A 26,233-nucleotide genomic window follows, 5' to 3' on the forward strand; every position below is an offset into this window, starting at 1 on the left:
TGCTAAAATATAAACAATAATTTTGGATATTACCACAATTAAAAGTTCGCAGGGGCTAGGGGCAACAGCATCGTGCAAGTGCATGGCGTGAATTTCTCGTTTCCCATATCCTCAAACGTTTAAATAGCGGTAACTTTAGATAAGTTTGATCAGTTTGCAAGGTGTATTGCCAACTTTGAAGATAGTAAAAATATAAATTCATGGATTTTCAACAACCTGTTATTAGAGAAGTAGAGATCATCCGATATGTTCAGCCATTTCGGGAAGGGGGGTCTTTACCCGCATTAGTCGATGCCGATGATGGCTTTAGTTATGTTATAAAATTTAGAGGGGCAGGTCAGGGACGAAAAGCATTGATTGCGGAATTGATCGGTGGAGAGCTGGCGAGATTGCTCAAATTAAGAGTTCCCGAAATTGTATTTGCGGAGTTGAACGAATCCTTTGGCCGTACAGAACCCGATGAAGAAATTCAGGATCTGCTCAAATTTAGTGTGGGCAAAAATCTGGGACTTCATTTTCTGAGTGGAGCAATCACATTTGACGCGAATGTCGATGCTATCGGCGCGGAGGAAGCATCGAAAATTGTTTGGTTAGATTCACTCTTGATGAATGTAGACCGTACTGTGCGGAATACAAATATGCTGATATGGCATAAAGAACTTTGGTTGATAGATCACGGCGCTTCCTTATATTTTCATCACAGTTGGGATAATTGGGAAGAACAATCCCTAAAACCATTTGTTCAGATTAAAGATCACGTACTGCTCAAAAATGCAAGTATGGTGGAGAAAATAGATCAGGAATACCGTTCCGTTTTTACGGAGGCGGTATTTCGCGGAATATTGGCGGTGGTACCCGATGAATGGCTGGAAGATGCCGAACGTGAGCTCTCTGCAGCCGATGCGCGCGAAGTGTATGTTTCTTTCCTGAAACGGCGTGTAGCCAATTCATCCATTTTTGTAAAACAAATAGAAGATGCCAGAAAAGACCGTATATGAGTATGCTGTGGTACGTTTGATACCACGGGTGGAGCGAGAGGAATTTATCAATGTAGGCGTAGCTCTTTATTGTCGTAAGTATCGTTTTGCGAAGATGGTTTATCTTGTTAATGAACAGAAGGTACGGTCGCTTTGTCCGGATATTGAATTGGAATTGATCGAAAATCATCTTTCATCTTTCCAACGAATCTGCCACGGCGAAAAAGATGCCGGCAAACTTGCTGCACTGGATATCACCGAACGCTTTCGATGGCTGACCGCAAAGCGGAGTACCCTGATTCAATGTTCGGCATCACATCCCGGATTATGTGAGGACCCCGAAGCAACATTGAAGGAGCTGTTTGAGCGTCTGGTTCTGTAAATTAAAAGATGTGCACCCTTGATCATGGGACAATACGTGATGGTCAAAGGGGCTAAGTTTTGATAATAAGGCTTAATCTATCAATATTGTATAGTATATTTGTTTTAATAAACTAGTGAAGATGCATGATTTTTATCAACATATCTATGAACAGCAACTTGCTGTTCTAGAAATGCCTTCTAACAAGAAGATCTGTGGCTGGGCTATCCGAATTGTGGATGTGCTCTTCCCCGAACGAAATTCTAGCGAGATGAAATCGGTCGATGATGTGAAGCTCGCTTTTGAACAATTTGAATTAGAACTGGAGCAACTCCTGAGCAAATCCAAAGCTTGTCAAAGCTGCAATCACTCAGAAGTAGCGCACAAGTTTTTTGAACGGATTCCACAGCTTTATGAATTGATGTGCTGGGATGCAGACGCATTGATGGATGGGGATCCAGCAGCACAGAATAAAAGAGAAGTCGTACGTACTTATCCCGGTTTCTTTGCCATCTGTATCTTCCGAATGGCCAATGAACTGCATCGCTTGGGTGTTCCTTTGATACCGCGCATATTGACGGAACATGCCCATTCTAAAACAGGTATTGATATCCATCCCGGAGCAACGATAGGCCATCATCTGCATATTGATCATGGCACCGGATTAGTCATCGGTGAAACCTGCACCATTGGTAATTACGTGAAGCTTTATCAGGGTGTAACCTTGGGCGCGCTGAGTGTTGATAAGGTGTTTTCCAATGTAAAACGCCACCCGACAATCGGTGATCATGTCATTATCTATTCAGGGGCCACCATCCTCGGCGGTGAAACACACATCGGCCATCATTCGGTCATTGGCGGGAATGTTTGGTTGACAAGTTCTGTAGAGCCTTATACCACCGTATATCATCAGGCCACATCAAAATTTATAGATTCGAAACCAATAATATAGATACCATGGGAAATATCATAGATACCATAGGAAATACGCCTTTAGTCGAGATAACACAATTTCATACAAATCCCAAGGTGCGGATATTTGCGAAAATGGAGGGGAATAATCCTGCTGGTTCGGTGAAAGATCGTGCGGCACTAAATATGATCCGCTCGGCGATGGAGCGCGGTGACATTACAAAAGATAGCAAATTGATTGAGGCAACGAGTGGAAATACCGGAATCGCACTGGCTATGATTGCAGGTATATATGGACTTAACCTTGAGCTTGTGATGCCGGCTTCTTCAACACGGGAGCGAACACTTACGATGGAGGCTTATGGCGCTAAAGTCACCTTATTGGAATCCATGGAAATATGCCGCGATTATGCAGAAGAAAAGGCCAAAAAAGAAGGTTATTTTATATTGAATCAATTTGCAAATCCGGATAATTATGAAGCACATATAAAGACAACAGGACCTGAGATCTGGCGCGATACAGACGGAAAGATTACACATTTTGTAAGCGCTATGGGCACTACAGGTACAATTATGGGAAACTCCATCTATCTGAAGGAGAAAAATGCAGCTATTCAGATTGTAGGTTGCCAGCCTACTCCGGAATCCTCGATACCAGGTATACGGCGTTGGCCCGAAGCGTATCTACCCAAGATTTTTGATCCGAGCAGGGTAGATCGTGTCATCGATATATCCCAACAGGAAGCAACCGAGTTTGCGCGGGAGCTTGTCAAGCGCGAAGGTGTTTTTGCCGGAATGAGTACCGGTGGAGCTTTTGCCGGAGCACTTAAAATTGCAAATGAAATCGAAGCAGGCCTTATTGTCTTTATTGCCTGTGACCGAGGTGATCGTTATTTGAGTTCAGACCTTTTTGGCTAAGAACCCATACGAACAATACCAAGCCCACCACAGATCTTCGCTTATTTTTAGCAATCTTTAGTGGGCTTTTCAATGTTTAAGCATCGGCGCCAAAGGTTAGTAGATTGCTGTCGGGATCTAAAATCGAAAACTCACGCTGACCCCAGGGCTTCATCTCAAGTTTACCATTGGGATGGATCTCAACGTTATTTTCTTGAAAAGATTGATACAGACAATCAATATCGTCTGTGCGTATATAAACCATACCATAATTTTCTTCGGGTGGAAGTTCTTGGAATTCAAAAAAATGAATTTCAATATGGTCCTTTTTTAGCATCAGGTAACCGTCGTAATCGACTGGTCCACATAATGAAAATCCAAGTTTATGTAGATAAAAATCCTTTGTGATGGTTTTGTTGCGCATGGGCAGTTTGGGATGAATGGCTGTCAGTTTCATCGGTATATAATTATTAAGTCGAGTTTAATCCATATGTTTAGTAACCTATTTGAAATATAATCATTTATCGTAATATTTTAATGTTCTAACAATAAGGATTATTTCATTTTTATAACGTATTCTTTAGCTATTTTGGCTAAAATGTAGTTGTTTGTTATAACCAATTGTTATGACTCATTTATAATTGTGTATTTTAAAATAATTGAGAGTTATTCAATTTTGTACCAAATCAATGTATCATTGTCATGGACAAAAAAATAAATACGACAATTCGTTATAAGCAGCTACTCAATCGAAAGGTCTCCGTTCGGGAAATCATTTTTATGCTCTTATTTGTATTATGTCTTACCCCATTTGTTTCAGCTCCGCTTGCCTTACTTTTGGGTATTATTGTGGCACAATGGATCGGTCATCCCTTCCTGGCAGTCAACCACAGGGCAACACAGATTTTGTTACAGATTTCTGTCGTTGGACTTGGCTTTGGAATGAATATCGATACGGCTATCCAAACGGGTAAGCAAGGGTTTGTGTTAACCGTTATTTCTATTCTCGGAACATTATCATTGGGCTATCTATTGGGTAGGTTACTCAAGTTGGAAAAGGTAACCGCTTATTTGATTTCTGTCGGCACTGCCATTTGTGGTGGAAGTGCTATTGCGGCGGTTTCACCAACTATAAAAGCCAATGAGAAGCAAGTAAGCGTGGCGCTAGGGACCATATTTGTACTGAATGCCATTGCTTTATTTGTATTTCCTGTTGTCGGTCATTTGCTTGATCTCAGCCAGACGCAATTTGGTTTATGGTGTGCGGTTGCTATACAGGATACCAGTTCTGTCGTTGGTGCAGCGAGTAAGTATGGTAATGAAGCACTACAGGTCGCGACAACCGTAAAATTAACTAGAGCTTTATGGATTATTCCGATCGCCTGTTTAAGTGCTGTAGCATTCAAGACCAAAGGGACGAGCATTAAAATACCATATTTTATTGGTCTATTTGTATTGGCGGTTATCTTAACAAGTTATATCCCTTTTTTTCAGCATATAGGAGACTATGTCGTCTATATTTCAAAGATGGGGCTTACCTTAACTTTGTTTTTAATTGGAGCAAGTTTGTCTAGGGAGGTTTTGTTGGCAGTAGGTTTTAAAGCAATACTACAAGGAGTAGTGCTGTGGTTGGGATTATCAATACCGGTACTTGTCTATATTTATTTTTGCCTTTAGGCATTTAACGTATACTTCAGCATAATCATATCTTTCAACAGTTGACCATTTTCATAAATAGGCAGCTCATAATTTTCGATGAAAAAATCTTTACGGATAGCGTATTTAACAAAGCCATTTCGTTCATAAAAACGAATTTGAGCCAGACCACAATCTGCGGTACCCACAATCAGGTTCGGGTATTGCTGGTAGTTCTCCTTGATAAAATCAAGTAGTTGACTTCCGAGGCCCATGCCTTGAAACTCTGGTGATACGGCGATGTTTTTAATCTCTAATGTTTCCGTATTGACCGGATATAAACAGAAAACAGCGATAGGTTTTACCATTTCATAGACAACATAAACCATCGATTCATAGAGGTATTTGTCGATTGCATGAATGGTTTCGTCTGCTAAAAGCAACAAATCATAAGGATAATCCTTATGATTTGTAATAAGTTTTATTTGAAAGCTATTGCGCATGTATAAGAATTCGCCAATGGCCTATAGTCTAATGTTGGAATTAATTGAAATGATATAAAAAGATAACATCACCCACGTAAGCCGGTTTTGCACTGTCTTTGATTTTCAATGTAGCTTCAATGGTAACTTTAACAACCCCTCTCAAATTGACCACCGATTTTACTTGTGTATGTAGCTGTACAGCATTGTCAACCAAAACGGGTTGTGCAAAACGTAGGTTTTCAATCCCATAATTGATTTCCATTTTGACATTTCTTACTTCAGCAATTTGTTTCCATAAATAAGGAATAAGGGACAAGGTCAGATAGCCGTGGGCAATAGTTGATTTGAAAGGACTATCCGTTTTGGCCTTTTCGCTATCTAAATGAATCCATTGGTGGTCTAGTGTTGCATCCGCAAATTGATTAATTTGTTTTTGATCAATAACATGCCATTGGGATTCGCCTAATGATTTTCCTTCAAAGGCTTTGTACTCTTCATAATTGTTAATTATTGTCATATGTAATCTTTTTATCGCGTTTTGTTGGTATCGTTCCCCGCTTTTAATGGAGAAGGGAAGATGAATTAGTGGCTAAATATAACTATACTTTTAAGAATCCTAAGCATATCCTTTATTTAAAAGATGATCGCATGAAAAGACAAGCTAAGTTTGTTCATCATTCATACGATTACCCGAGTTGTGTCGTTGCATAGGTGTTTTCAACGTAGGATCTGAAATTTTCGAGTATGGCCTGCCATCCATTACGCTGCATATCAATTGGATTTTCCGTTTCTGCATCAAAAATTATCGTGATATCCGTAGCAGACTTTTTTGCATTGAAGTTGACTTCAACATGACGGCCATCAGGCATAACATAGGCTATTTTTTTAAAGGGTTCAAGTGCGGTGTAGCTGCCTTCAAAATCAAAGCCCATAGATCCGTCTTTTGCCTCCATGCGGTTTTTGAACTTTCCGCCAATGCGTAAATCATTGATTGAACTTGTACAGTGCCAATCGTCTGAAGCATGGTTCCATTGCATGATATCCTCGGCTGAGTTATACGCATTCCAGATCGTTTCTACGCGTACGTTGATATGGGTTTCAATCTTTATCTGTTCCATAAAATATATGATGTTTTCTAAGTTAATAACAGGAAAATTTGGGTTTTGTTATATCTGTTGTCAGATAATTATCAATATATAATAAAAAGTGTAAAGTTGAAACTTATTTTGGTGCAACCAAATGGTTTTGATTGAGTTTTGTTAACTTTAAGCTATTTAACACTTAAACACGATTTATATGTCCTCCAAATTGCTTATTATCTTCTTTTTTCTGTTTTCACCGAGTTTGATTTTTGCGCAGCAAGATAAAACGACAACCGACGTTGCCTATTGTAAACCTGATGAACCAGATTCTTATAAGAAAGAACGTTGTAAATTGGATATCTATATCCCGACTGATCGTAAAAATTTTGCTACCATCGTATGGTTTCATGGAGGTGGACTAGAGGAGGGAAATAAATTTATTCCACTTGAACTCAAAGAGAAAGGTGTAGCGGTTGTAGCGGTAAATTATCGGCTAAGCCCCAAAGCGAAAGCGCCGAGTTATATTGAAGATGCTGCTGAGGCTGTTGCATGGACATTTTCACATATTGCCAGCTATGGTGGAGATCCCTCAAAAATTTATGTGTCGGGGCATTCTGCAGGTGGATATCTGGCTTTAATGGTTGGTTTGGATAAGCATTACCTTCAAAAATTCGGTGTTGATGCAAATAATATAAAAGGGCTGGCACCGATTAGTGGGCAAACAAATACACATTATACAATTAAAAAGGAACGTGAGCAATCTATGGTGATCCCCCAGATTGATCAGTTTGCACCACTTTCTTTTGCACGAAAGGATGCACCGCCAATTCTCCTGATCACTGGCGATCAACAATTGGAAATGGCCGCACGGTTTGAGGAAAACGCACATTTAGCAGCGATCTTAAAACAGGTTGGGCATACCAAAACCTCGTTGTACCAACTGCAGGGTTTTGATCATGGGGGAGTGTATGCACCCGGCTGTCTGTTGATGCTTAACTGGATCAAAAGACTTGAAAAATAGTTTTTATGTGGTCAGACGGAGAATCGGAAATACAGCAAATCAAAATATTATAAACAAAATAAGAAATATTACAATTGTACATTCGTAAATTCTACCGAAATTTACCTCCAAAGTAGCACATCTCTACTTTTCAAATTTAATTCGTTATGTGGGCAAAACGCAATATCGTATTTATAATCTGTATGCTGGGGCTTTTTTTAGCACCCTATAGGTTATTTGCCTGCCACGAACCGTCCGAAAAGCCAAAACAGGAAGAACAATCCTGTTGTCTTGATGAAAGACAACAGGTAAAAGACGTCGGAACAGAAGATTGTTGTAAAGATGAAAGAGCTGAATCGCCAAAATCAGATCACCATGGGGATGACTGTGGTAAACATTGTAGCGAAAAATCATGCCGCACCTCCCTGCAATGTAATCCTATTGTTTCAGTTATAGAAGCTCAGCTTATTTTACCCTTGCATGCTGATGCATTAAACGCTTATGCGCGTTATAAACAACCTTATTGCGCAGATGCCTATTTTTCCATTTGGCAACCTCCTCAGATCGCTTAAAGTTAGACTGATAGCCCATGCTATGTCTTTTTGGATCGGTTTCTCTATCCAAAATCTCGTTTATTTAACTTATGAAAATCCCTTTGAATCTATCGGATTCAATACGCAAATACAGTAAATCGCTGTAGAAAGGTTTTTCGTCAGTATTCTTTTATATACTACATATCATAATCATGAGATTAATTTCATTACTTGGTTTGGTAATCCCTGTATTACTATCCACCCAACATACACATGCACAAATTAAAAATGCAAAGACAGCGACTGTAAAGATTTTTGGAAACACTCCGGCTGTTAAAACGATCATTGAAAAAGAAGGCAAGGACAGACAATTTGCTAAAGTTGACTGGAATCAGACAACCAAGCTAGCAGTTGTTACCTACGACTCTTCAAAAACAAGCGCGGATGAGGTCCTTAAGCGTATTGCATTGGCGGGGTTCGACAATGAAAAATTTCTGGCTCCAGATGATGCTTATATTCAATTGGCAAAAGCTGAACAATATGAACGAATCCTAAAACCAGCATTAAAAAATGGCACTGAACATCAGGTCGATCATACGAATCATAGCCAGGGCTTACAAACGATAATTCAACCTTCGGCGAGCACAAAATCAGCCGATGAAAAGACCGCATTTGCGCAGTTGACAAATCCTTATTTTGCGCTAAAGGATGCTTTGGTGAAGACGGATGCGGTGGTAGCTGCAGCTCAGGCAGAGGCATTTCAAGCAGCAATCAAAGCTGTCGATATGAATAAACTTAGCCACGATGAACATACCGTATGGATGAAGGTTATGGATAAGCTGGCAACCGATGCGGCAGGTATAACTAAAAATAAAGATGTGGCTAAGCAACGTGTGGCTTTTGCATCTCTTTCAACTACGTTGTATGAGCTTCTGAAGGTGAGTAAAGTGGATGGACCTATTTATTATCAGCACTGCCCCATGTTTAATGAAGGCAAGGGAGCGCATTGGTTAAGTAAGGAGAATGCCGTGAAAAACCCATTCTTTGGCGTACAAATGATCAGTTGTGGAAGTACAGTAGAAACGTTAAACTAATCGGCTGCGTTATGAATTATTTCCTAGCTATCCTATCGGTTGTTGTGTTGTCTTTAACGGCCTGTGGTAGTTCACAAACGAATACCAAAGCTGAAGATCGAATAGCTTCTACTGATCCTGCTATCGGTTTGCCTGTACAGTCCGTTCAATACAAGGTGGGCGATCTTGTGCCTACAGCACAAGTTTGCATGGTGAATGATGCTTTTATGGGGAAAAAACAATTGCTGGTCAGACACGAGGGTAAGGATTATTATGGCTGCTGTGAAATGTGTAAAAAGCGCATACCCCAAGAAGCTGCGATACGTGTGGCTATTGATCCTTTTTCAAAAAAAGAAGTGGATAAGGCAACGGCTTCCATCGCAATTACCGGCGATCAGGGGGAAGTTTCCTATTTTGAAAACGAAACAAACTATCGAAATTACATTAAAAATCTAAACCTATAAATACACTTAATTATGAAAAAGGTTATGCCAATTGTGGCAGTCGCTCTGATATTCGTTGCATGCAAGAATTCAACATCGAAAAATACACATGCAGATCATATGGTCACTGTTGCTGCGGATACCGCAACGATAGCTGTCGACAAAAGCAAAGGCGATACCGCTTTGAATAAAGAAGAGACCGCTGGCGTAAGTAATACGGCAGCAAAAATAGAATCATCCACTGAGAAAGTTGATCTAAAAACAGTTAGCAATCCTTTTGCAGGCTTATACAGTGCCTATTTCGAACTGAAAGATGCATTGGTTAAGGATAATGGAGCGGCAGCACAGACAGCTGCGAAAGGAACCCAGGCTGCCATTGAAAAACTTGATAGCAGACAATTAAATGCTGTTCAAGGAAAACTTTGGAAGGAATACCAACGGAAATTGGCTTTCGATACAGAGCATATTGCTGGAATTAAAGAAAATGAACATCAGCGTGAGCACTTTGTGACCCTTTCCAAAAATATGTATGTGTTGATGAAATCTGTCAAACCTGAAGTTACGGTATATTATCAGCACTGCCCCATGTATCGTGATGGAAAAGGAGCCAATTGGTTGAGCACACAAAAGAAAATTGAAAATCCTTATCTAGGTCAGTCAATGCCCACCTGTGGATCTATCGTAGAAACTATACAATAAAACAATGAAAAGCTTATTCGAAGGACTGCCTAGTCTACATCCGCTATTGGTGCATTTTCCGATTGTACTCTTGTTGACGGCGTTGATCAGTCATATAGGTGCCTTATTGTTTAAAAAACATCGACGTCCTTTCACTGTGCTGACTTTTGGATTGTTGTTATTGGGAACACTTGGAGCTTTTGCTGCAATTCAGACCGCAAACCATATTTCAGGCGATGCCGATGAAGGAGCCTTTGCGGTTTTTGAGATCCATCAACGTTTTGCCTGGATTAGCTTTTGGCTTGCAAGTGGCACAACGGTCCTGCATTTTGTTGGATTGCGGAAAGATACAGGTGCCTGGATAAACTATTTGATATTGATTTTGTTGATAAGTTTATCGGTGACACTATTTGTCACAGGACATCACGGGGCTAGACTGGTCTACCAATATGGCGTAGGGCCGATGGGAAATGGAATACTAATCAATTAAATGAATGAACATGCGTAAAAAGAGTAATATATTAACGGTTGTTTTATTATTGATGACACAACTGACAGTGCTGGCCCAGAAAGTGGTTCGTCATGACCTTTATGTACGGGATACCATTGTCAATTATGCCGGTAAATCAAAACGGGCAATCGCTGTAAACGGACAGATTCCGATGCCTACCCTGACTTTTACTGAAGGAGATACGGCGGAAATTGTTGTTCACAATGAGTTAAAGGAGAGCACGTCGCTACATTGGCATGGTATTTTTCTGCCGAACAAAGAAGACGGAGTGCCACACCTGACGCAGGAACCTATACAGCCGAATTCGACTTATACTTATCGCTTTCCGATAATCCAGCACGGTACACACTGGTATCATTCGCATTCCGGCTTGCAGGAACAGATCGGTATGTATGGTAGTCTTATTCTCAACAAGCGTGTAGATGATAAGACTTTCCGCAAAGGAATTGATGATTTACCCACGATTCCGGTCATATTGAGCGAATGGACAAATTATAACCCCGATAACATTCAGCGGATGCTACACACGGCCAACGATTGGGCCGCGATAAAAAAAGGCGCTACACAATCGTACGTTGAAGCTATTAAAGAAGGAAAGTTTAAAACTAAAGTTACGAATGAATGGAAACGTCAGCTGGCAATGGATGTCAGTGATGTGTATTATGATAAGGTCTTGATGAACGGGGCTCATTCCACGGATTTAAAATCGGTGAACGGTAAAGCTTTGAAAGCAGGAGATAAAGTGCGTTTGCGAATTTCCAATGGTGGTGCTTCGTCTTATTTTTGGCTGCGCTATGCAGGTGGCAAAATTACCGTTGTTGCCAATGATGGGAATGATGTGGTACCGGTGGAGGTCGATCGATTGATGATTGCCGTATCGGAGACTTATGATGTCGTTGTAACAATTCCAAATGAAGGCACAGCTTACGAATTTATGGCAACAACAGAAGATCGAACACAATCTGCAAGTTATTTTGTCGGAAATGGTATTAAACAGTTGATTTCTCCACTTCCCCGCCTTAAATATTTTGAAGGCATGAAGATGATGAACGATATGATGAAGATGAATGGGGATCTCAATGATATGGGTATGAAGATGAGTCTGAATCAGATGGATATGAATGTGGTGATGTATCCCGAAATTACAGGTGATGGAAAGAAAAAAGAAGATCACAGTAAACATAGCGGTATGGATCATGGACAAATGAAGATGGAAGAAGATCCCAATCGTTATAATGCCAATGCATTGGGCGATATTGTAACGCTAAACTATGCGATGCTGGAGTCTCCTCAAGCGACTGAATTGCCTAAAAAAGCGCCGATACGAGATCTTAAATTTACGCTTACGGGAAATATGAGCCGTTATGTATGGAGCATGGACAATAAAATTCTCTCGGAAACGGATAAGATACCGGTAAAAAAGGGCGAGGTATTGCGCATTACCATCTATAATAATTCGATGATGCGTCATCCAATACATCTGCATGGCTTTGACTTTAGACTGTTGAATGGAAAAGGATCAAAAGCGCCATTGAAAAATGTGGTGGATATCATGCCAATGGAGACGGATACGATCGAATTCTTAGCAAATGAAGAAGGGGACTGGTTTTTTCATTGCCACATCCTGTATCATATGATGGCTGGGATGAATCGTGTGTTTGCTGTGGATGATTATAAAAATCCCAATCTTCCAGACAAAGCCAAAGCCTACAAGGAATTGCAAATGGAAAGTAATATGACCCATTTTATGGCGCAAAATGATTTTGCGACCAATGGAAATGACGGTCAGGCCATGTTTCAGAATGCGCGTTGGCAGCTCGGTTCCGAATGGCGATTAGGGTATAACGATATGCATGGCTATGAGGTGGAAACCCACCTGGGTAGATACTTTGGGAAGATGCAATGGTTTATGCCATTTGTAGGTTTTGATTATCGTTATCGCCGTATGGGGGAGGATGAACATGAGAAAAATATCTTTGGACAGGCCAATAAAAAAGATAGTCGCAAAGCTTTGAGTCTAGGTTTTATGTATACTTTACCTATGTTGGTCAACTTTCAGGCGGAGGTATATCACGATGGTATTGTCAGATTGCAGCTGATGCGCGAAGATATTCCGATCGCTAGAAGAATCCGTGGTGATTTTATGGTCAACTCGGACCTTGAATATATGGCCGGACTAAATTATGTCATCACCAAAAATATGGCGTTTAGAACGCATTATGATAGTGATATGGGGTTTGGTGTGGGCCTGTCATTAAATTATTAAAAGCGTAGATCTTATTTGAGTTAGGGGGCTTTGCAGTGCAAAGCCCCCTTTTCTTTTGCCATTAAAAGAGAGAATAAATGGAGGACATCTTCTGAAATGATACAAACTTTATTGAGACTTCATTGGAAATTAAATCGGACTTTAGACGCTTTCATCCGAATGAGGTCCCTATAAGGTCCGTATAAGCTCCCTATAAACTCCCCAGTATTTATTCCTTTCTTCTTCACGGTGCTGCCTGTAAAAAGAGGATAGGTTCGATTCTTCTTGCGCAATGGCGATCCTGTTTTTGGTGGCGGGAAATAAAGAAAAACCCCAGAAATCATTGATTCCTGGGGTTTTATTTTAGTGTGAATTTATGACGACTAAAGTTTTTGATCGCTTAAATCATCCATTTAAATATGCTGGCTCCCCAAGAGAAACCGGCACCAAAGGCGGTTAACATGACTAAATCACCGGTATTTAATTTTTTAATATTTTGCCAGATACATAGTGGGATCGTGGCAGCAATGGTATTTCCTAGGTATTCGATATTACTTAACGCTCTATCTTCTGGTATATTAAGACTACGCCCAACGGCATCAATGATGCGCTGATTAGCCTGATGTGGGATTAACCAATTGATATCTTCAATCTGTAGGTTGTTGCGTTGCAAAACCGTATTACAGGCATCGCTCATAGACTGCACAGCATGTCTAAATACAGTTTTACCATCTTGTTTCAGGAATCTGTTGTCGTTAACAGGAAGATTGCTGTCGATTGGATACAAAGAACCGCCGGCTTCAATTTTTAAAAATTCTTTTCCCGCTCCATTGCTACATAGATAGGCATCCATAATTCCACCTTCTAAAGATGGCTCAAGCCATATCACACCAGCGCCATCACCGAAAAGAATATTGGTTGAACGGTCTTTTAAATCGACATAAGTACTGATGTTGTCGGCTCCGACTACGAGTACATTTTTATAACGTCCAGTCTCAACGAGAGCAGAAGCCATATCTAAGGCATATAAAAATCCAGAGCACGCAGCATTGACATCAAAAGCCCAAACATTGGTAAGACCTAATTTTTCTAAAATGATATTTGCTGTTGCCGGCATAGGCATATCAGGTGTAGAAGTCGCCACAATTAGGGCATCTACATCGTTCAGATTTTTATGATATTGTGTTGCCAAATCTTGTATAGCTTTTACAGCCATGTCTGATGTGGCAAGATTTTCTTCTAAAATTCTCCGCTCCTTAATACCTGTGCGTTTGATAATCCACTCATCGGATGTATCGCAAAACTGCTCCAAATCTGTATTCGATCTTTTATTCGGTGGAATATATCCGCCAATACCAGTTATTGCTGCATATGGCCTGCTGGGTATTCTCTCAGTCATAAATTAATGTACTCTATTCTCTCTCTTATTATATAGCTATCCTATTAGGAATTACTCGTGTGTCTTTTGCGCCGTAAAACTACGGTTAATTTATGCGATTAATAAGTGAAAAAATTGATTTTTGACAAAATAATTACGTTTTATCAGCATTTTTAACTGTTTTTTACGTATTACCTATACTAATCTTTTAATCGGTCTTTATGGGGCGGAATTAAATATTGAATGTGCTTGTTTTTTCAGAATTTTAATCTAATGAAGTCCGTCCGAATTGGAAAATAGTCTAGTTGCTTTTTGTGTTTCAAACCATTACGTGGAGAGTTTTGCCTGTTCCAAAAGTTCAGCCAAAATGACTATTCCTTCTTCGATCAATTCCTCTGATAAGGATCCGTAGCCAAGCCGTATACCGCCAAAAACATTTTCTCTGCCGTAGTTTTCGGGATGCGGTATATCTACTGATCTTTCCTTTAATTTTTGAAATAAAAATGCCCAGTCGATTTGATGTTTAAAAGATAGCCAAACCGCCAATCCCCCTTGTGGAGAGGTGTAGTTCACATGATCCTGCAGATGTTTGTCCAATTGGGCAATCATAAAATCACGTTTCCTTTTGTAAAACTGTGTTGCTTTTCGGATATGTCTACGAATTGTTCCATCCTGAATGAGTTCCAGTACAGCTTGCTCCATAATATTGTCACCTTGGATATCGATGATGTAGCGAAGTTCGGTAATCTGCTGGAGCAAAAGCTCGTTTCTCGTCGCAAGATAACCGATACGGAGTGCTGGTGCGACAACTTTGCTCAGCGTACCAATGTATACTGTATTGATCAGCTCCTGTTGTGAAGCGAGCGGATAATAGGGAACTTGTTCAAAATGAAATTCGTAGTCGTAATCATCCTCAATGATCGTGAAGTTATATTGGTTGGATAATGCTATTAATTGTGATCTCCGTTCTTTGCTTAAAGTGACAGTGGTTGGATATTGTCGATGTGGTGTAAGGTATAGCGCCTTAATGTTGCTCTTTTTCAATAAATGAGGTAGCAATTTTTCAACGATAAGACCATCGGTATCTACGGGAATAGGAATCAATTTCGCGCCGGCTTTTTCAAAGATCTTCCAGGCTGAATGGTATCCAGGGGACTCTACAAAGATATAATCATCGCGCTGCAATAGGCATTGGGCGACCAGGTACATGGCCATTTGGCTTCCACGACTGATGCATAGCTTATTTTTATCGATGTGCATGTTGCGTTCGATGTTGAGCATATTGGCGATTTCTTCACGAAAATCTAGATGACCTCGGGGATCGGCATATCCCATCATTTTCCAACGTGCGCTGCGTTTAAAAATTTGGCGATAAGCCCGTCCGAGCTGTTCTACCGGGGCAATCTTACTGTCTGGATTACCGTCATCGAATATAATACGTGTTGGAGGCTGAAGATCAGATAATTCGATCTTTTGTGCAACATATAGGTTCGAGCCATAAGGTAATTGGGCCGCTACAAATATACCTCTACGTGCTTGACTAACCAGCCAGCCTTCACTCAACAGCAACTGTATGGCATCAATTACCGTGTTTCGGTTTAATTTTAGTTGGGCTGCAAGAGATCTGCTACTCGGTAAGGCCGTTCCTTTCGGCAATCTACCTGATTGAATATCAGCAGCAATGTTATCCGCTATTTGGATGTAAATCGCTTTTGAAGAGGATCTGTCAATATCTATCGTTAAATTCCAAGGTCTAAGCATGAGGCTGTTGTATCGGGTAATTGTTCAAATATACAATTGTTCTGCAGGATTAAAATACATTCGATAGATGGCGCATGAGCAGTGCTGCGCTATTCTATTTAAGATGAGTTATTTTGTTTATTGCCTGTTTCGGCTGGACTAGGAATAAATAACCATCTTGGACTAGGAATGAAAGGGGATTTAAGTGGATTTTTGAGTTTTACTAATTCTAAGTCATTCATGAAACCATTTCCCGTTTTTGAGAAAGTTGATATTGCGATCGAACGAGCTCTTGGTTGCTTTGTCTATGATAAACAGCAGCAGGCCTATCTAGATCTCTATGGTGGTCATGCCGTTATTTCTGTTGGGCATAGCCATCCGCATGTTGTTGAGCAAACTATAAAACAGATGAACAAGATCGGATTTTATTCAAATGCAGTTACAAACGATCTTCAGGATCGTTTGGCCGAACGCTTAGGCAGTGCCTGTGGTTATCCGACGTATGCTATTTTTTACAGTAATTCGGGAGCTGAAGCAAATGAAAATGCACTGAAGTTAGCTTCGTTCCATACGGGAAGGAGGAAAGTATTGGCGATGTCCAATGCGTTTCATGGGAGAACCTCAGCTGCGGTTGCGGCAACGGATATCCAGTCAATTCGTGCACCATTAAATGAAAGTGAACAATTTGTCTTTACACCTTTCAACGAGATCTCCAGTTTGAAAAAACAATTGGAAACGGAAGAATATTGTGCGGTCATTATTGAACCTATTCAAGGTGTCGGGGGAATTCATCGGGCAAGTACTAGTTTCTTACAGGAAGTAAGAGCAATTTGCACGAAAACTGGGACCATGCTTATTTTGGATGAAATTCAATGCGGGTATGGGCGCACGGGACTTTTCTTTGCACATCAGCATGCAGGGATAGAAGCCGATCTAATTACTGTGGCCAAAGGGATTGCAAATGGGCTGCCGATGGGGGCGACAATTATTTCGCCTAAAATAAAGCCGGTCATAGGACAATTGGGGACTACTTTTGGCGGAAGTCATGCGGTCTGCGCGGCGGCTCTGGCTGTACTTGATGTAATTCAAAAGGAGCAATTGATTGATAATGCCGCAGTTGTAGGTGAATTTTTGTTGACAGAATTAAGAAAAATTCATGGCGTGAGTGAAGTTAGAGGGCAAGGTTTGATGATCGGCGTAGAGTTTGAAAACGATATTCGACAACTGCGGAAAGAACTTCTGTTTTCTGAAAAGATTTTTACAGGATATGCAGGACGCTATACGCTCCGTCTATTACCGCCGCTGTGTTTTACCATGAATCATGCGGAGACTTTTTTGAAGAGTCTACGGAAGCTTGTGCTCAAAGAGAAACTAGCCCATGATGTTTCGGGATATTGATTAGCCTCTCTATTGATTTTGTGCTAAGTTTTAATGAAGGATTCTCCAAATTAGCTGTCGCGCTTTGATAAATGTCGTAAAAGAAGTAATTTCACATCTAGCGTATTTAATCAGTAATAGTTTATAATAGATTTCATGACAACAACAAAATGTTTGCCTACAGCGGGTTTAGTGAGTATTAAGGAGGATAAATTATTATTAGCGTATAGCAACAATAGAAAGGCATGGTATCTGCCGGGTGGAAAGATTGATGCGGGGGAGGAAGCTCTGCAGTCCCTTCGTCGTGAAATTTTGGAGGAGCTAAATATCAATCTGGATCCGGATAAAATCTCCTATTATTGCCATGTTACAGCCCCGGCATACGGGCTTGTGCCAGAGGTTATCATGGAACAAGATTGTTTTCTGTATCCATTAACAGAGCAGATCGAACCCAGTAATGAGATTGGTGCCGTTCGTTATTTTTCACACCAAGAGTACCAGGAAGAACCGATCCAGGTCATTGGCGTTTTGCATGTGTTTGACAAGTTGAAGGCTGACGGATTGATTTAAAAACCCTGTCGCTACTAGATGCCATAGCCTTCATTGAGACAGCTTATACCTTTTGTGTCTTTTAAAGGTATAATTTTCTGGCTTTTGGTATCCATACGCCATGCCTTGACGATTTTGTCGAAATATTCTTTGCTTTCATCGACCCGGCTAATGGCTATAATTTCACTGTTTGGTTTGTCTCCTTGCTTGCAGTTGCATAAGCTAAGCTGCTCGTTGGACTTCAGTTTTTGGATATTGATGGTATCCAAAATCTTGTATTTGACTTTACCTTTGCTATCATCGGGTAACAATTCCTCTAAAATACAAACACCATTTTTGGCATTTGTAAAATAGCCGGCAGCAAAGCGATAATCGCCCTGTGCATTCTTGTCGGTTTCAATAAGTGCGCCAGTTGTGTAGGTATAAGATTTTAATTCAGCAATTTCATTGATCTCACGGAATACTTTCCCATATAAGGGGTTTTTCTGATCGTTAACGGTATTGAAACTGGACCAACTGCAGATGGATAGAACCGCAATCGGTATAATTAGTATATATCTCATAGTTTTCAACAATTAAAAACGTTATTAAGTTAACAAATCTTTCTGTTAACTTAATAACGTTTTTAATTCAGCACTATTGTGTCGACTGAATTTACTAAAACTAATTACGCGTTTACTTAGCCTGTGTTTCTTGCACTTTTTGAGATTCTTTATATACTTTACTGTCCTCGTCATCCATGTCCATGTCGAGATCCTCTTCTTTGTATTTTCCCATTTTTAAATGAAAGTTATCTGGAGTGCCCGTAATTCGCATAGGTATCCCAAAGATTCCAAAAGGAGGTAAGCCCAGTCTAAAACCCAGGTTCATCCGTCCGTCTAAGGTTACTTGGCCTTCAAAGCGAGGCCTGAATCCCATCATTTTCATTTTCGTGCGTTCGATGGTCATCACATTATTTTTGATATGGGATTTAATAACAACTTTTTTTACTTCGCCATCCTTCAATTTTTCTTTGGAAGTAGATTGACTAATTCCATTGAGTAGTTTGAAGCCTCTGAACTTAATCTGATTTAGCGTTAAGGATCCCTCGCCGACGATAGAAGGCATTACTGGTTGCATATTGCCATTCAATAGGCCACCCAATTTGTAATCCAATGAAACAAGACCATAAGCATTTTTGGCAGAGCTAACCATTTCCCTGAACATCGGTATCTCTTTGTAAGCGCGTTGAATATCAAAGCTGTCGGCTTTCACCGCATAATCAAAACTTGCTCTACGTGGATTTATGGGACGATAACTTCCGTTCATATCTACTTTCAGTCCCGCAAGTTCAAAGTTTGTCTTATTAAGTGTCATCTTACCTTCTTTTACCTGTAGGTCTCCTTTGAAATCTTTGATATTCATTTTGTTATATGATATGGCGTTGACAAGCCCTAAGACCTGAACGTCCAAATTTTTGGGGAGAAGAACCACACCGCTTTCGGACGTGCCTGTAGCTGTCGAGGAAGATGGTGATCCGAAAACCATGAAATCATCCACATTGATTTTCTTGCTGCTGAGTGTAAATTGACCTTTTAACGGTGCTTGACTACTTGTTGCATAATTAATAATATTGTTGAGATATCCTTTGATGGAAATATCATTCTTAGCATAGGCAACCAGGAATTTATCGAAATTCATTTTCTCCTGATTAAAACTGAAGTTCCCACTTCGAATTGCAATAGGCTGTGGAAGCATGTCGGACTGAACCTGGATATTTCCAATACTTAACCGACCGCTATTTTGAAGTCGGTTATAATGACCATTGGTGGCATCGCTCTGTAAGCCTTTTAAACTGAAATCTGTATAGATAAAGCCATCGACATTGGTACCATCCAATGCAAAGAGTTTATAAATAGGGCCGAGATTGAGCTTACCCTTGGACTGTATGTTGTATTTGATGTTATTGAAGTTCTTGAGGTCTGCATTCAAGAAAAAAGGTTCACCCGCAAATGTAAACGATACCGGTAGGATTTTGACATTCAGATCTCGAAGTGAACCTTTTTCGCTATTGACAAAAGCTTCGACCTGAATATTTTCCATCGGGATAGGATAATCATTTGACTTGATCAATCCATTCTTCATCACGATGGACGTATTGGTTTCGGGAAAAATGTTTCGTTTGAGATCTACATAACCTTTTGCTATGAGGTTGACATCCACCAATCCGGCCAATTCGACTTGTTTAATTGGATAGAATTTTTTGATATCTGCTAAATTAAATGATGCCTTTAAATCGGAATTGACTGCAATTTTATTAAAATCCGTTATTGAAATAAATCCTTTTATATAATTGTTAAGTGCTTGAACAGAAATATCATGTATTGCTATTGATGCACTTTTTAACTGGCCATCGGGATCCTTTGCTTCCAGACGATAGGCAATTTTGTCCAATCCCTGTGGGAGCTTAGCCAATTTGAATTTACCATCTACGAGTGTATTTTTGATATCAAAAGTAGGAATGGATGCGACGTATTCCTGTTCGCGTTTTTGGAGCCCTACCTGACGAATAGCTTTGGCGTATGTGCCGTCGATTTTCGCGTCAAGATTCCACTTTCCACCGAAAGAAAAATCGGGAAACTGTAGCGAGGCATGGAGTTTATCGAGATTAAGATCACTTTTTATGTTGGCATGCACGGTTACAGGGTGTAAACCTGCAATGTTGCCCTGTGCATTGAAATAGCCTGAAGCAGGTCAAATTGTTTAAGATCAATTTGTAGTGAGTCTGGATTCAGTGCCGGCAAGTCTATCCGTAATTTTGCATTCCAGTCTGTTAGCGGATTGGTGGATTGTTTATACGCGAGAAAGCCATTGTTGACCATGAGCCCAAGTGAAAGATTAGGCATTTTGTTGTTGTCGACAATATAATCACCTTCTAGATTAACAAAAACCTCAGATGTACCTTTCACGGAGAGGTCCTTGATCCAAGAAGCGTAGTTATTTGGGACTAATGAAAGTAATTCGGCCAAGGTACTTTCCTGTGATTTTAATTTAAAATCTAGGTGATAACCATGGGAAATAAAAGACAACAATCCACGGAAACGAACTGGTAATTGATTTATTTTAATATCATTTCGTTCGAATACGAAGGATAACGTATTGGTATTGATCCGTGTTAGCAAATTGGCATCGATCGACTTTTTGTCCACATATAGTTCGTTGTCAAAAGAGAAGGAGAAAGATGCAATTTTTGCCCGTGTATTTAAGTCAAATATATTTGACATGAGATCCCCCTTGCCTTCATATTCCAAATCCTTTGCTTCTATCTTAAGCGGAATAGAGCGGTCTTCGTAATGTAGATTGGTTTTTTCCAGTTTAATCAGTTGGAAGGCTAAAGCACTGCTTTCGGAATTGTCTTGTGTTTTTGTGGAATCAGCGGGGCTAGATTTATAAATATTGTAATTGGCATTACCCAGGGAGTCAACCAGAATGTTGATCTTTCCGCTGTTCACGATAAATTTATCGATGACAATTTTGGATTTGAGCAGGCTCATCAAATCCACACCAAAACTGACTTTTTTCGCGGCAAGCAGCGTATCGTTTTTAAAAGGCTCGGCCCCTTTTAGTAAGACATCATCCATCGATGCAGTAAGCAAAGGGAATTGATCAAAGAAGGTTAATCTTACTTTTGAATAATTTAACTCACCAGTAATATGCTCGTTTACGAGTGATTTGACCTTGCTATTTACTTCATTTTCGAATATATAGGGAATAGATAATATGCTGATAACGAGTAGTACGACGATGCTTGTAAAAACGATAGCGATACGTTTCACAACTTTTATAAATGTTGCTTTTGACACTTTGTAATTTTTTGTGGTTACAAAAATCAGAAAATTATTATTAATCTTTATTAAATGCCCCATTTATTTTGGTTAGCTCTTGGAATATGTCGTGTTTCATTGACAAAAGGCTGGGTTAGAGCTTTCTTATGAACTTGTTTGCTAAAGCTTTGAAAATTTTGATGTATTTTTGCGCCGTGAAATTTCGATTTAAAAATGCCGAACAGAAAAATAGTATTATCCTAATTGTCTGTTTGTTGTTGCTGCTGCTGGTAGGAGGGGGATTGCTCGGTGTTATCCATCATAAAGTTGATCGTCTTAAGAAAAGAATATTGATCGATTTTGCGGATGAGAATATGTTTCTTGTCAAAAAGCAATTGGAATTGCTACAGCAGGATCTGTACCTTTCTGAGAAAAAAATATTGGAACAACCCACGTTTGATCCAAAGGAAAGTGGTGATTCCTTATTGGTCATTATCCCGGTAGGCCAACCTGATTATATAAGCCATAGGATGCTAACATTGTTACGGACACGAACAATAAATCATCGGCTATATCATATCTATATGGATATCGAAAGGCTGAATGCTTATTTTTCGAAGCTCAATTTCGGAAGGCGGGCTTATTTTGAGATCTATGATGACCGCGGCATCTGTGTATATTCTCCAGATAATCGAAAATGGGGAAAGAGAAATACTGCCGCTGTGTCAAAACAGGGGCAAATTGTCCAGTCAGATTTTCTGCAGCTGGACGTGATGGTTAATTCCTATCCCTGTAACATTCTGTTTGTTGGTGGTGAAATCAAGGTGTATGTTCTCTTGTTGAGTATCGAAGAAGAAATCCAGGAATTGTTGACCTATAGTATCTTGCTCGGTGTGGGGTTAATGTTGGTGGCGATGGTATTGATCTATTTCAATGTTATGGAGCGACGCAAGATTCAACAATTGAAATTGCTTGCTTTGAAGCAGAAAAATGAATATACACAGATGCGTCTAGTACAATTGCGACAACAGATCAATCCACATTTTCTATTCAATACATTTGGGTCGCTTCAGTACCTGATCGGAAAAGACGATGAACTGGCCAAGTCTTTTATTGGAAAGATGACCAAGGTTTATCGTAAAATGTTGCGTACAGATGAGGCAGAATGGTCTACGCTAAGGGAGGAACTGGAATTGGCCAAAGCCTATTTCTTTTTGCAGCAGGTGCGGTTCGGCGCGGCATTGCAGGATATGGATATAAATATTCCAAGAGAATTATTAGAACAGAAAATTCCACGTTTGGGTTTGCAAATGCTGATCGAGAATGCGATAAAGCATACACGCATTTCGAAAGAGAATCCGCTTACTATTCATTTAATCTATATACCCGAAACCAACCTGCTGGAGGTTAGCAACAACTGGCAGCCCAGACAGGGGGCAGAGCTTGAAGGTGAGGGGTACGGGCTCAAATATTTGTCATCCATCTATAATTACTATGCCATGGCAGGTTTTCATTTCGGGTTAGAGTCGGGGCAATTTATTGTGCGATTACCACTCGCATAATGCTGTATATGAATAATGAAATTGGAGGTGTCTGCGTATTCATGTTTTTATAGTGCGTGTTCATCATTCTGAACTACGTGTTCATCCCTTTATGTATTATTCTGTACAATATTTTTAACAAATTTGGCTCTTAATCCAGCGGTTTTAGTTTGTGATTAGCCTAATCTTATCCCATAAAATGCCAAGGTCTTTATAAAGTGCAACTTATGATTGACCTCCATGGAATAGATGCAATTACTTTCTGATACAAAATCCGAAGCTAAAACAGGCTTAGGATCAATAATGGATTTTCGGTTGATGTTACGTCGTCACCAGTGAAAAACAAATAGAATGCCACGAGCTCATTTATGCCTTTGAAAGCGAGCTCAAAAATAATTATTTGATGAAAAACACTTATACTAAGCTAGCCATTGGTCTTTTATTTTCGGCGGGTCTAATGCAATCTTGTTCTATATTGCAAACCGTAGGTTTAAGAAAAAAAGAGACGGTTACTTCTGCCAAAGATTCTACGGCAAAGAAAGATTCTACAGCTGCATACGACAAATTGTTGAAAGATGCGCGTGTGGATAGTGGAATGTTTACTGTGATCCGTAAAGAAAACAACTACTACTTTGAAATTCCATTGAAAAAGATGGGGCAAGATATATTGTTGATCCAAAAGCTATCTTCTGTACCGTTGGCCTTGAATGAGGCTGGGGTAAACAAAGGGATGAATTATGAAAATAAGGTCATTCGTTTTACCCATCGTAAAGAGAAAAAAGAAGTGTGGGTTTCGGAGATTAAACCGCAGGTCGAAGTACCTAAGGGTGACGCAATAGCCGCTTCGGTATATGATAATTATCGCCCTTCTTATATTGAATCGTTTAAGATTGAAAGCTATTCAAAGGATTCAAGTGCCGTGGTGATCAAAGTCAATAAAGTATTTGACGGTTCAGAAAAAAGCTTTACGGATGTGTTTACGTCTTTGGGTTTGGGAACTTCACCTAAAACGAGTATATCTACCGTTGAAGACATTAAATCCTATGCGAATAATATCGTTGTGAAGTCTGTATTCTCTACCAAGGTCACTGAAGGTGATGAATCTGTACCGGTTTCTTTAGAAATTACAAGTAATCTTTACGAACTGCCTGAAAATCCTATGGTTGCGCGGTTTGCAGATCCAAGAGTAGGTTTCTTTACTTCACCACGTTGGTATTTTAATGATAAACAACAGGAACTGGATAAGAAAAATCTGGTCAATCGCTGGCGCTTAGAGCCGCGTGACGAAGATAAAGCGCGGTATCTGAAAGGGGAGTTGGTCGAACCAAAGAAACCGATTGTCTTTTATTTAGATCCGGCGACACCAAAACAGTGGCGACAAGCGATCATCGATGGAGTTCATGATTGGCAGGTTGCCTTTGAAGCTGCTGGTTTCAAAAATGCAATTCTGGCCAAACAACAGCCGGATAGTGTCAAATTTGATCCCGATGATGCCAATGTATCCTCGATCGTTTACGCAGCATCTGCTCAGGCTAATGCCATGGGACCTTCTGTGGTCGATCCGCGCTCGGGGGAGATCCTTGAAGCCGATGTGATCTGGTGGCACAACGTCATGACGATTTTAAATAGCTGGATGCGTATACAAACAGGTATAGTAGATACATCGGTACGATCCAATGTGTTTTCGGATGAAAAAATGGCACATGCCATTCGCTTTGTTTCTTCCCATGAAATTGGGCATACCTTGGGTCTTATGCATAACATGGGCTCCTCGGCAAGTTTTCCTGTTGATTCATTGCGTAGTAAAAGCTTCACCGCTAAAATGGGGGGGACTGCTCCTTCAATTATGGATTACGCTCGTTTCAATTATGTGGCACAACCCGAAGATGGTGTGGAACAGATCACTCCCGTGATCGGTGCTTACGACAAGTATGCCATTGGCTGGGCTTACCGTTGGTATGGCAAAACGCAACCTTGGGATGAAATTCCTTTGCTGAGAAAGGAAATTGACAGCCATGTACATGATCCTATTTACCATTACGGTGAACAGCAAGATTCTAAAAATATCGTTGATCCGCGGGCTCAATCGGAAGATCTTGGTGACGACGCGATGAAAGCTGGTGAATATGGCATGCGGAATCTGCGTCGTATGATGCCTAATATTATCAACTGGACCACTAATGTAGGTGATGATTACTACCGTGCCGGTAAATTATATATGGGTGTAGTCGGACAATGGTATGCGTATGCTGACCATGTCTTAAATAATATCGGGGGAATATACCTGGAAAATGCTGTTTTGGGCGATCAAAAAGATGCCTATAGTCCAGTACCAACAGACAAACAAGTACGTGCTTTGGAATACCTCAAGAAGAATGTCTTTTACATGCCCGAGTGGTTGTTCGTCCCAGAGCTGATGGCAAAAACTTTTCCATTGAAAGATTCTCCAATAGGACCATTTGAGTATGCTCCTTATAACTTACAACGTGAATTTCAGTATGCCATGTTGTATAAACTGGTCAATGATGAACGTTTGCTGCGTATGGTTGAGATGGAAAATCTTTTTGGAAGTAGAAAAGCATGGAGTGCACCTGAGTTTCTAACTTCTGTACGTCAGACGATCTTTGCTAAAACCATCAGTGGACAATCGTTGGACCTTAAAACACGGATGCTACAACAAAACTATGTGGATGTTCTGATGGTATCTACAAACAAATCCATGGAGAAATTAAATGCGAAGAAGCTGGCAGGCATTGAGCAGCTAGTTGAAGCGATACAACCTGATCTATGTTTACATCCACAACATGCATCCTCTTCACAAACGGGACTTCGGAATGTACATGTCACTGGTATGATACGCACTTCCGATATGTTGACCTATAAACGTGCTGAACTATATGAGATCTACCAGTTGTTGAAGCAAAAGCAGCGGACAGGTGACGCGACTACAAAATCGCATTACATGGATCTTTTACTACGTATTGCAAATACCTTAGAATTAAACTAATATATT

25 protein-coding genes are annotated in these 26,233 nt (G+C 40.2%); 16 read left to right on the forward strand and 9 right to left on the reverse strand.

Annotated features, from left to right (window positions below):
• The first annotated feature begins 200 nt into the window (after positions 1 to 200).
• The 4 genes from IQ31_RS12185 (at position 201) to cysM (ending at position 3,168) form a co-directional block, all read left to right on the forward strand.
• Complete coding sequence (locus tag IQ31_RS12185; protein ID WP_075991212.1) at positions 201 to 998, forward strand: HipA family kinase; 798 nt, start codon at positions 201 to 203, stop codon at positions 996 to 998.
• A complete protein-coding gene (locus IQ31_RS12190; protein ID WP_075991213.1) occupies positions 976 to 1,359 on the forward strand; it encodes a DUF3037 domain-containing protein in 384 nt (127 codons plus the stop codon). Before IQ31_RS12185 ends, IQ31_RS12190 begins: the two co-directional genes overlap by 23 nt.
• Positions 1,360 to 1,480: 121 nt before the next feature.
• Positions 1,481 to 2,290 (forward strand): serine O-acetyltransferase, encoded by an 810-nt coding sequence (locus IQ31_RS12195; protein WP_075991214.1) that lies wholly within the window; start codon positions 1,481 to 1,483, stop codon positions 2,288 to 2,290.
• A 5-nt stretch (positions 2,291 to 2,295) separates the two neighbouring features.
• Positions 2,296 to 3,168, forward strand: a complete 873-nt coding sequence (cysM, locus tag IQ31_RS12200; protein WP_145328170.1) for a cysteine synthase CysM — start codon at positions 2,296 to 2,298, stop codon at positions 3,166 to 3,168.
• Between the two features lie 76 nt (positions 3,169 to 3,244).
• On the opposite strand, the gene IQ31_RS12205 is transcribed toward cysM, so the two are convergent.
• On the reverse strand, positions 3,245 to 3,604 hold the full coding sequence (locus tag IQ31_RS12205; RefSeq protein WP_120335287.1) for a bleomycin resistance protein: 360 nt from the start codon (positions 3,602 to 3,604) through the stop codon (positions 3,245 to 3,247).
• A gap of 245 nt (positions 3,605 to 3,849) precedes the next feature.
• Here IQ31_RS12205 and IQ31_RS12210 point away from each other — a divergent pair, with 245 nt between their 5' ends.
• The gene (locus IQ31_RS12210; protein WP_145328171.1) at positions 3,850 to 4,824 is read left to right on the forward strand and encodes a YeiH family protein; all 975 of its coding nucleotides are present in this window, start codon (positions 3,850 to 3,852) and stop codon (positions 4,822 to 4,824) included.
• On the opposite strand, the gene IQ31_RS12215 is transcribed toward IQ31_RS12210, so the two are convergent.
• The 3 genes from IQ31_RS12215 to IQ31_RS12225 form a co-directional block, all read right to left on the reverse strand.
• Entirely contained in the window at positions 4,821 to 5,285 is a 465-nt protein-coding gene (locus IQ31_RS12215; RefSeq protein WP_088160361.1) for a GNAT family N-acetyltransferase, read from the reverse strand. The genes IQ31_RS12210 and IQ31_RS12215 overlap by 4 nt on opposite strands.
• A gap of 40 nt (positions 5,286 to 5,325) precedes the next feature.
• Positions 5,326 to 5,784: a MaoC family dehydratase gene (locus IQ31_RS12220; RefSeq protein WP_046673910.1), complete on the reverse strand. Its 459-nt coding sequence runs from the start codon at positions 5,782 to 5,784 to the stop codon at positions 5,326 to 5,328.
• A 169-nt stretch (positions 5,785 to 5,953) separates the two neighbouring features.
• Entirely contained in the window at positions 5,954 to 6,385 is a 432-nt protein-coding gene (locus IQ31_RS12225; RefSeq protein WP_075991220.1) for an SRPBCC domain-containing protein, read from the reverse strand.
• 178 nt (positions 6,386 to 6,563) lie between these two features.
• Here IQ31_RS12225 and IQ31_RS12230 point away from each other — a divergent pair, with 178 nt between their 5' ends.
• The 7 genes from IQ31_RS12230 to IQ31_RS12260 all read left to right on the forward strand — a co-directional run bounded on the left by IQ31_RS12230 (position 6,564) and on the right by IQ31_RS12260 (position 12,853).
• Positions 6,564 to 7,370 (forward strand): alpha/beta hydrolase, encoded by an 807-nt coding sequence (locus tag IQ31_RS12230; protein ID WP_145328172.1) that lies wholly within the window; start codon positions 6,564 to 6,566, stop codon positions 7,368 to 7,370.
• A 146-nt stretch (positions 7,371 to 7,516) separates the two neighbouring features.
• Complete coding sequence (locus IQ31_RS12235) at positions 7,517 to 7,921, forward strand: hypothetical protein (RefSeq protein WP_145328173.1); 405 nt, start codon at positions 7,517 to 7,519, stop codon at positions 7,919 to 7,921.
• Positions 7,922 to 8,094: 173 nt separating this feature from the next.
• Positions 8,095 to 8,976 carry a DUF3347 domain-containing protein gene (locus tag IQ31_RS12240; protein WP_075991223.1) on the forward strand — a complete coding sequence of 294 codons (882 nt, stop codon included), beginning with the start codon at positions 8,095 to 8,097 and terminating at the stop codon, positions 8,974 to 8,976.
• An 11-nt stretch (positions 8,977 to 8,987) separates the two neighbouring features.
• Positions 8,988 to 9,419, forward strand: a complete 432-nt coding sequence (locus IQ31_RS12245; protein ID WP_088160365.1) for a hypothetical protein — start codon at positions 8,988 to 8,990, stop codon at positions 9,417 to 9,419.
• A gap of 12 nt (positions 9,420 to 9,431) precedes the next feature.
• Positions 9,432 to 10,097, forward strand: a complete 666-nt coding sequence (locus IQ31_RS12250) for a DUF3347 domain-containing protein (protein WP_088160366.1) — start codon at positions 9,432 to 9,434, stop codon at positions 10,095 to 10,097.
• A 4-nt stretch (positions 10,098 to 10,101) separates the two neighbouring features.
• The gene (locus tag IQ31_RS12255) at positions 10,102 to 10,566 is read left to right on the forward strand and encodes a DUF2231 domain-containing protein (RefSeq protein ID WP_075991226.1); all 465 of its coding nucleotides are present in this window, start codon (positions 10,102 to 10,104) and stop codon (positions 10,564 to 10,566) included.
• 10 nt (positions 10,567 to 10,576) lie between these two features.
• Positions 10,577 to 12,853 (forward strand): multicopper oxidase family protein, encoded by a 2,277-nt coding sequence (locus tag IQ31_RS12260; RefSeq protein ID WP_088163453.1) that lies wholly within the window; start codon positions 10,577 to 10,579, stop codon positions 12,851 to 12,853.
• A gap of 379 nt (positions 12,854 to 13,232) precedes the next feature.
• On the opposite strand, the gene IQ31_RS12265 is transcribed toward IQ31_RS12260, so the two are convergent.
• Positions 13,233 to 14,231 (reverse strand): beta-ketoacyl-ACP synthase III, encoded by a 999-nt coding sequence (locus tag IQ31_RS12265; RefSeq protein ID WP_046673918.1) that lies wholly within the window; start codon positions 14,229 to 14,231, stop codon positions 13,233 to 13,235.
• Positions 14,232 to 14,537: 306 nt separating this feature from the next.
• Positions 14,538 to 15,971, reverse strand: a complete 1,434-nt coding sequence (gene pdxR / locus IQ31_RS12270; protein WP_145328174.1) for a MocR-like pyridoxine biosynthesis transcription factor PdxR — start codon at positions 15,969 to 15,971, stop codon at positions 14,538 to 14,540.
• Positions 15,972 to 16,190: 219 nt separating this feature from the next.
• On the opposite strand from pdxR, the gene IQ31_RS12275 reads away from it, so the two are divergent.
• The gene (locus tag IQ31_RS12275; RefSeq protein WP_145328175.1) at positions 16,191 to 17,348 is read left to right on the forward strand and encodes an aspartate aminotransferase family protein; all 1,158 of its coding nucleotides are present in this window, start codon (positions 16,191 to 16,193) and stop codon (positions 17,346 to 17,348) included.
• A 135-nt stretch (positions 17,349 to 17,483) separates the two neighbouring features.
• Positions 17,484 to 17,897, forward strand: coding sequence for an NUDIX hydrolase (locus tag IQ31_RS12280; RefSeq protein WP_088160369.1), 414 nt, complete (start codon positions 17,484 to 17,486; stop codon positions 17,895 to 17,897).
• Positions 17,898 to 17,911: 14 nt separating this feature from the next.
• Here the strand turns inward: IQ31_RS12280 and IQ31_RS12285 are convergent, their stop codons facing one another.
• The 3 genes from IQ31_RS12285 to IQ31_RS12295 all read right to left on the reverse strand — a co-directional run bounded on the left by IQ31_RS12285 (position 17,912) and on the right by IQ31_RS12295 (position 21,718).
• Positions 17,912 to 18,439 (reverse strand): hypothetical protein, encoded by a 528-nt coding sequence (locus tag IQ31_RS12285; RefSeq protein WP_112373688.1) that lies wholly within the window; start codon positions 18,437 to 18,439, stop codon positions 17,912 to 17,914.
• Positions 18,440 to 18,551: 112 nt separating this feature from the next.
• Positions 18,552 to 20,552 (reverse strand): AsmA-like C-terminal region-containing protein, encoded by a 2,001-nt coding sequence (locus IQ31_RS12290; RefSeq protein WP_145328176.1) that lies wholly within the window; start codon positions 20,550 to 20,552, stop codon positions 18,552 to 18,554.
• A 2-nt stretch (positions 20,553 to 20,554) separates the two neighbouring features.
• Positions 20,555 to 21,718, reverse strand: coding sequence for an AsmA family protein (locus IQ31_RS12295; protein ID WP_158638874.1), 1,164 nt, complete (start codon positions 21,716 to 21,718; stop codon positions 20,555 to 20,557).
• A 128-nt stretch (positions 21,719 to 21,846) separates the two neighbouring features.
• On the opposite strand from IQ31_RS12295, the gene IQ31_RS12300 reads away from it, so the two are divergent.
• Both IQ31_RS12300 and IQ31_RS12305 read left to right on the forward strand, forming a co-directional pair.
• The gene (locus IQ31_RS12300) at positions 21,847 to 23,241 is read left to right on the forward strand and encodes a sensor histidine kinase (protein WP_088160371.1); all 1,395 of its coding nucleotides are present in this window, start codon (positions 21,847 to 21,849) and stop codon (positions 23,239 to 23,241) included.
• A gap of 382 nt (positions 23,242 to 23,623) precedes the next feature.
• Positions 23,624 to 26,227: a zinc-dependent metalloprotease gene (locus IQ31_RS12305; RefSeq protein ID WP_232475683.1), complete on the forward strand. Its 2,604-nt coding sequence runs from the start codon at positions 23,624 to 23,626 to the stop codon at positions 26,225 to 26,227.
• Positions 26,228 to 26,233 lie beyond the last annotated feature (6 nt).

It is taken from the genome of Sphingobacterium siyangense (assembly GCF_007830445.1).
GTDB lineage: Bacteria > Bacteroidota > Bacteroidia > Sphingobacteriales > Sphingobacteriaceae > Sphingobacterium > Sphingobacterium siyangense.

Excerpts from the sequence above, each read along its gene's own strand:
- IQ31_RS12185 (WP_075991212.1), top strand. The coding sequence starts at position 201 with ATGGATTTTCAACAACCTGTTATTAGAGAAGTAGAGATCATCCGATAT.
- IQ31_RS12190 (WP_075991213.1), top strand. The coding sequence starts at position 976 with ATGCCAGAAAAGACCGTATATGAGTATGCTGTGGTACGTTTGATACCA.
- IQ31_RS12195 (WP_075991214.1), top strand. The coding sequence starts at position 1,481 with ATGCATGATTTTTATCAACATATCTATGAACAGCAACTTGCTGTTCTA.
- cysM (WP_145328170.1), top strand. The coding sequence starts at position 2,296 with ATGGGAAATATCATAGATACCATAGGAAATACGCCTTTAGTCGAGATA.
- IQ31_RS12205 (WP_120335287.1), bottom strand. The coding sequence starts at position 3,604 with ATGAAACTGACAGCCATTCATCCCAAACTGCCCATGCGCAACAAAACC.
- IQ31_RS12210 (WP_145328171.1), top strand. The coding sequence starts at position 3,850 with ATGGACAAAAAAATAAATACGACAATTCGTTATAAGCAGCTACTCAAT.
- IQ31_RS12215 (WP_088160361.1), bottom strand. The coding sequence starts at position 5,285 with ATGCGCAATAGCTTTCAAATAAAACTTATTACAAATCATAAGGATTAT.
- IQ31_RS12220 (WP_046673910.1), bottom strand. The coding sequence starts at position 5,784 with ATGACAATAATTAACAATTATGAAGAGTACAAAGCCTTTGAAGGAAAA.
- IQ31_RS12225 (WP_075991220.1), bottom strand. The coding sequence starts at position 6,385 with ATGGAACAGATAAAGATTGAAACCCATATCAACGTACGCGTAGAAACG.
- IQ31_RS12230 (WP_145328172.1), top strand. The coding sequence starts at position 6,564 with ATGTCCTCCAAATTGCTTATTATCTTCTTTTTTCTGTTTTCACCGAGT.
- IQ31_RS12235 (WP_145328173.1), top strand. The coding sequence starts at position 7,517 with ATGTGGGCAAAACGCAATATCGTATTTATAATCTGTATGCTGGGGCTT.
- IQ31_RS12240 (WP_075991223.1), top strand. The coding sequence starts at position 8,095 with ATGAGATTAATTTCATTACTTGGTTTGGTAATCCCTGTATTACTATCC.
- IQ31_RS12245 (WP_088160365.1), top strand. The coding sequence starts at position 8,988 with ATGAATTATTTCCTAGCTATCCTATCGGTTGTTGTGTTGTCTTTAACG.
- IQ31_RS12250 (WP_088160366.1), top strand. The coding sequence starts at position 9,432 with ATGAAAAAGGTTATGCCAATTGTGGCAGTCGCTCTGATATTCGTTGCA.
- IQ31_RS12255 (WP_075991226.1), top strand. The coding sequence starts at position 10,102 with ATGAAAAGCTTATTCGAAGGACTGCCTAGTCTACATCCGCTATTGGTG.
- IQ31_RS12260 (WP_088163453.1), top strand. The coding sequence starts at position 10,577 with ATGCGTAAAAAGAGTAATATATTAACGGTTGTTTTATTATTGATGACA.
- IQ31_RS12265 (WP_046673918.1), bottom strand. The coding sequence starts at position 14,231 with ATGACTGAGAGAATACCCAGCAGGCCATATGCAGCAATAACTGGTATT.
- pdxR (WP_145328174.1), bottom strand. The coding sequence starts at position 15,971 with ATGCTTAGACCTTGGAATTTAACGATAGATATTGACAGATCCTCTTCA.
- IQ31_RS12275 (WP_145328175.1), top strand. The coding sequence starts at position 16,191 with ATGAAACCATTTCCCGTTTTTGAGAAAGTTGATATTGCGATCGAACGA.
- IQ31_RS12280 (WP_088160369.1), top strand. The coding sequence starts at position 17,484 with ATGACAACAACAAAATGTTTGCCTACAGCGGGTTTAGTGAGTATTAAG.
- IQ31_RS12285 (WP_112373688.1), bottom strand. The coding sequence starts at position 18,439 with ATGAGATATATACTAATTATACCGATTGCGGTTCTATCCATCTGCAGT.
- IQ31_RS12300 (WP_088160371.1), top strand. The coding sequence starts at position 21,847 with ATGAACTTGTTTGCTAAAGCTTTGAAAATTTTGATGTATTTTTGCGCC.
- IQ31_RS12305 (WP_232475683.1), top strand. The coding sequence starts at position 23,624 with ATGAAAAACACTTATACTAAGCTAGCCATTGGTCTTTTATTTTCGGCG.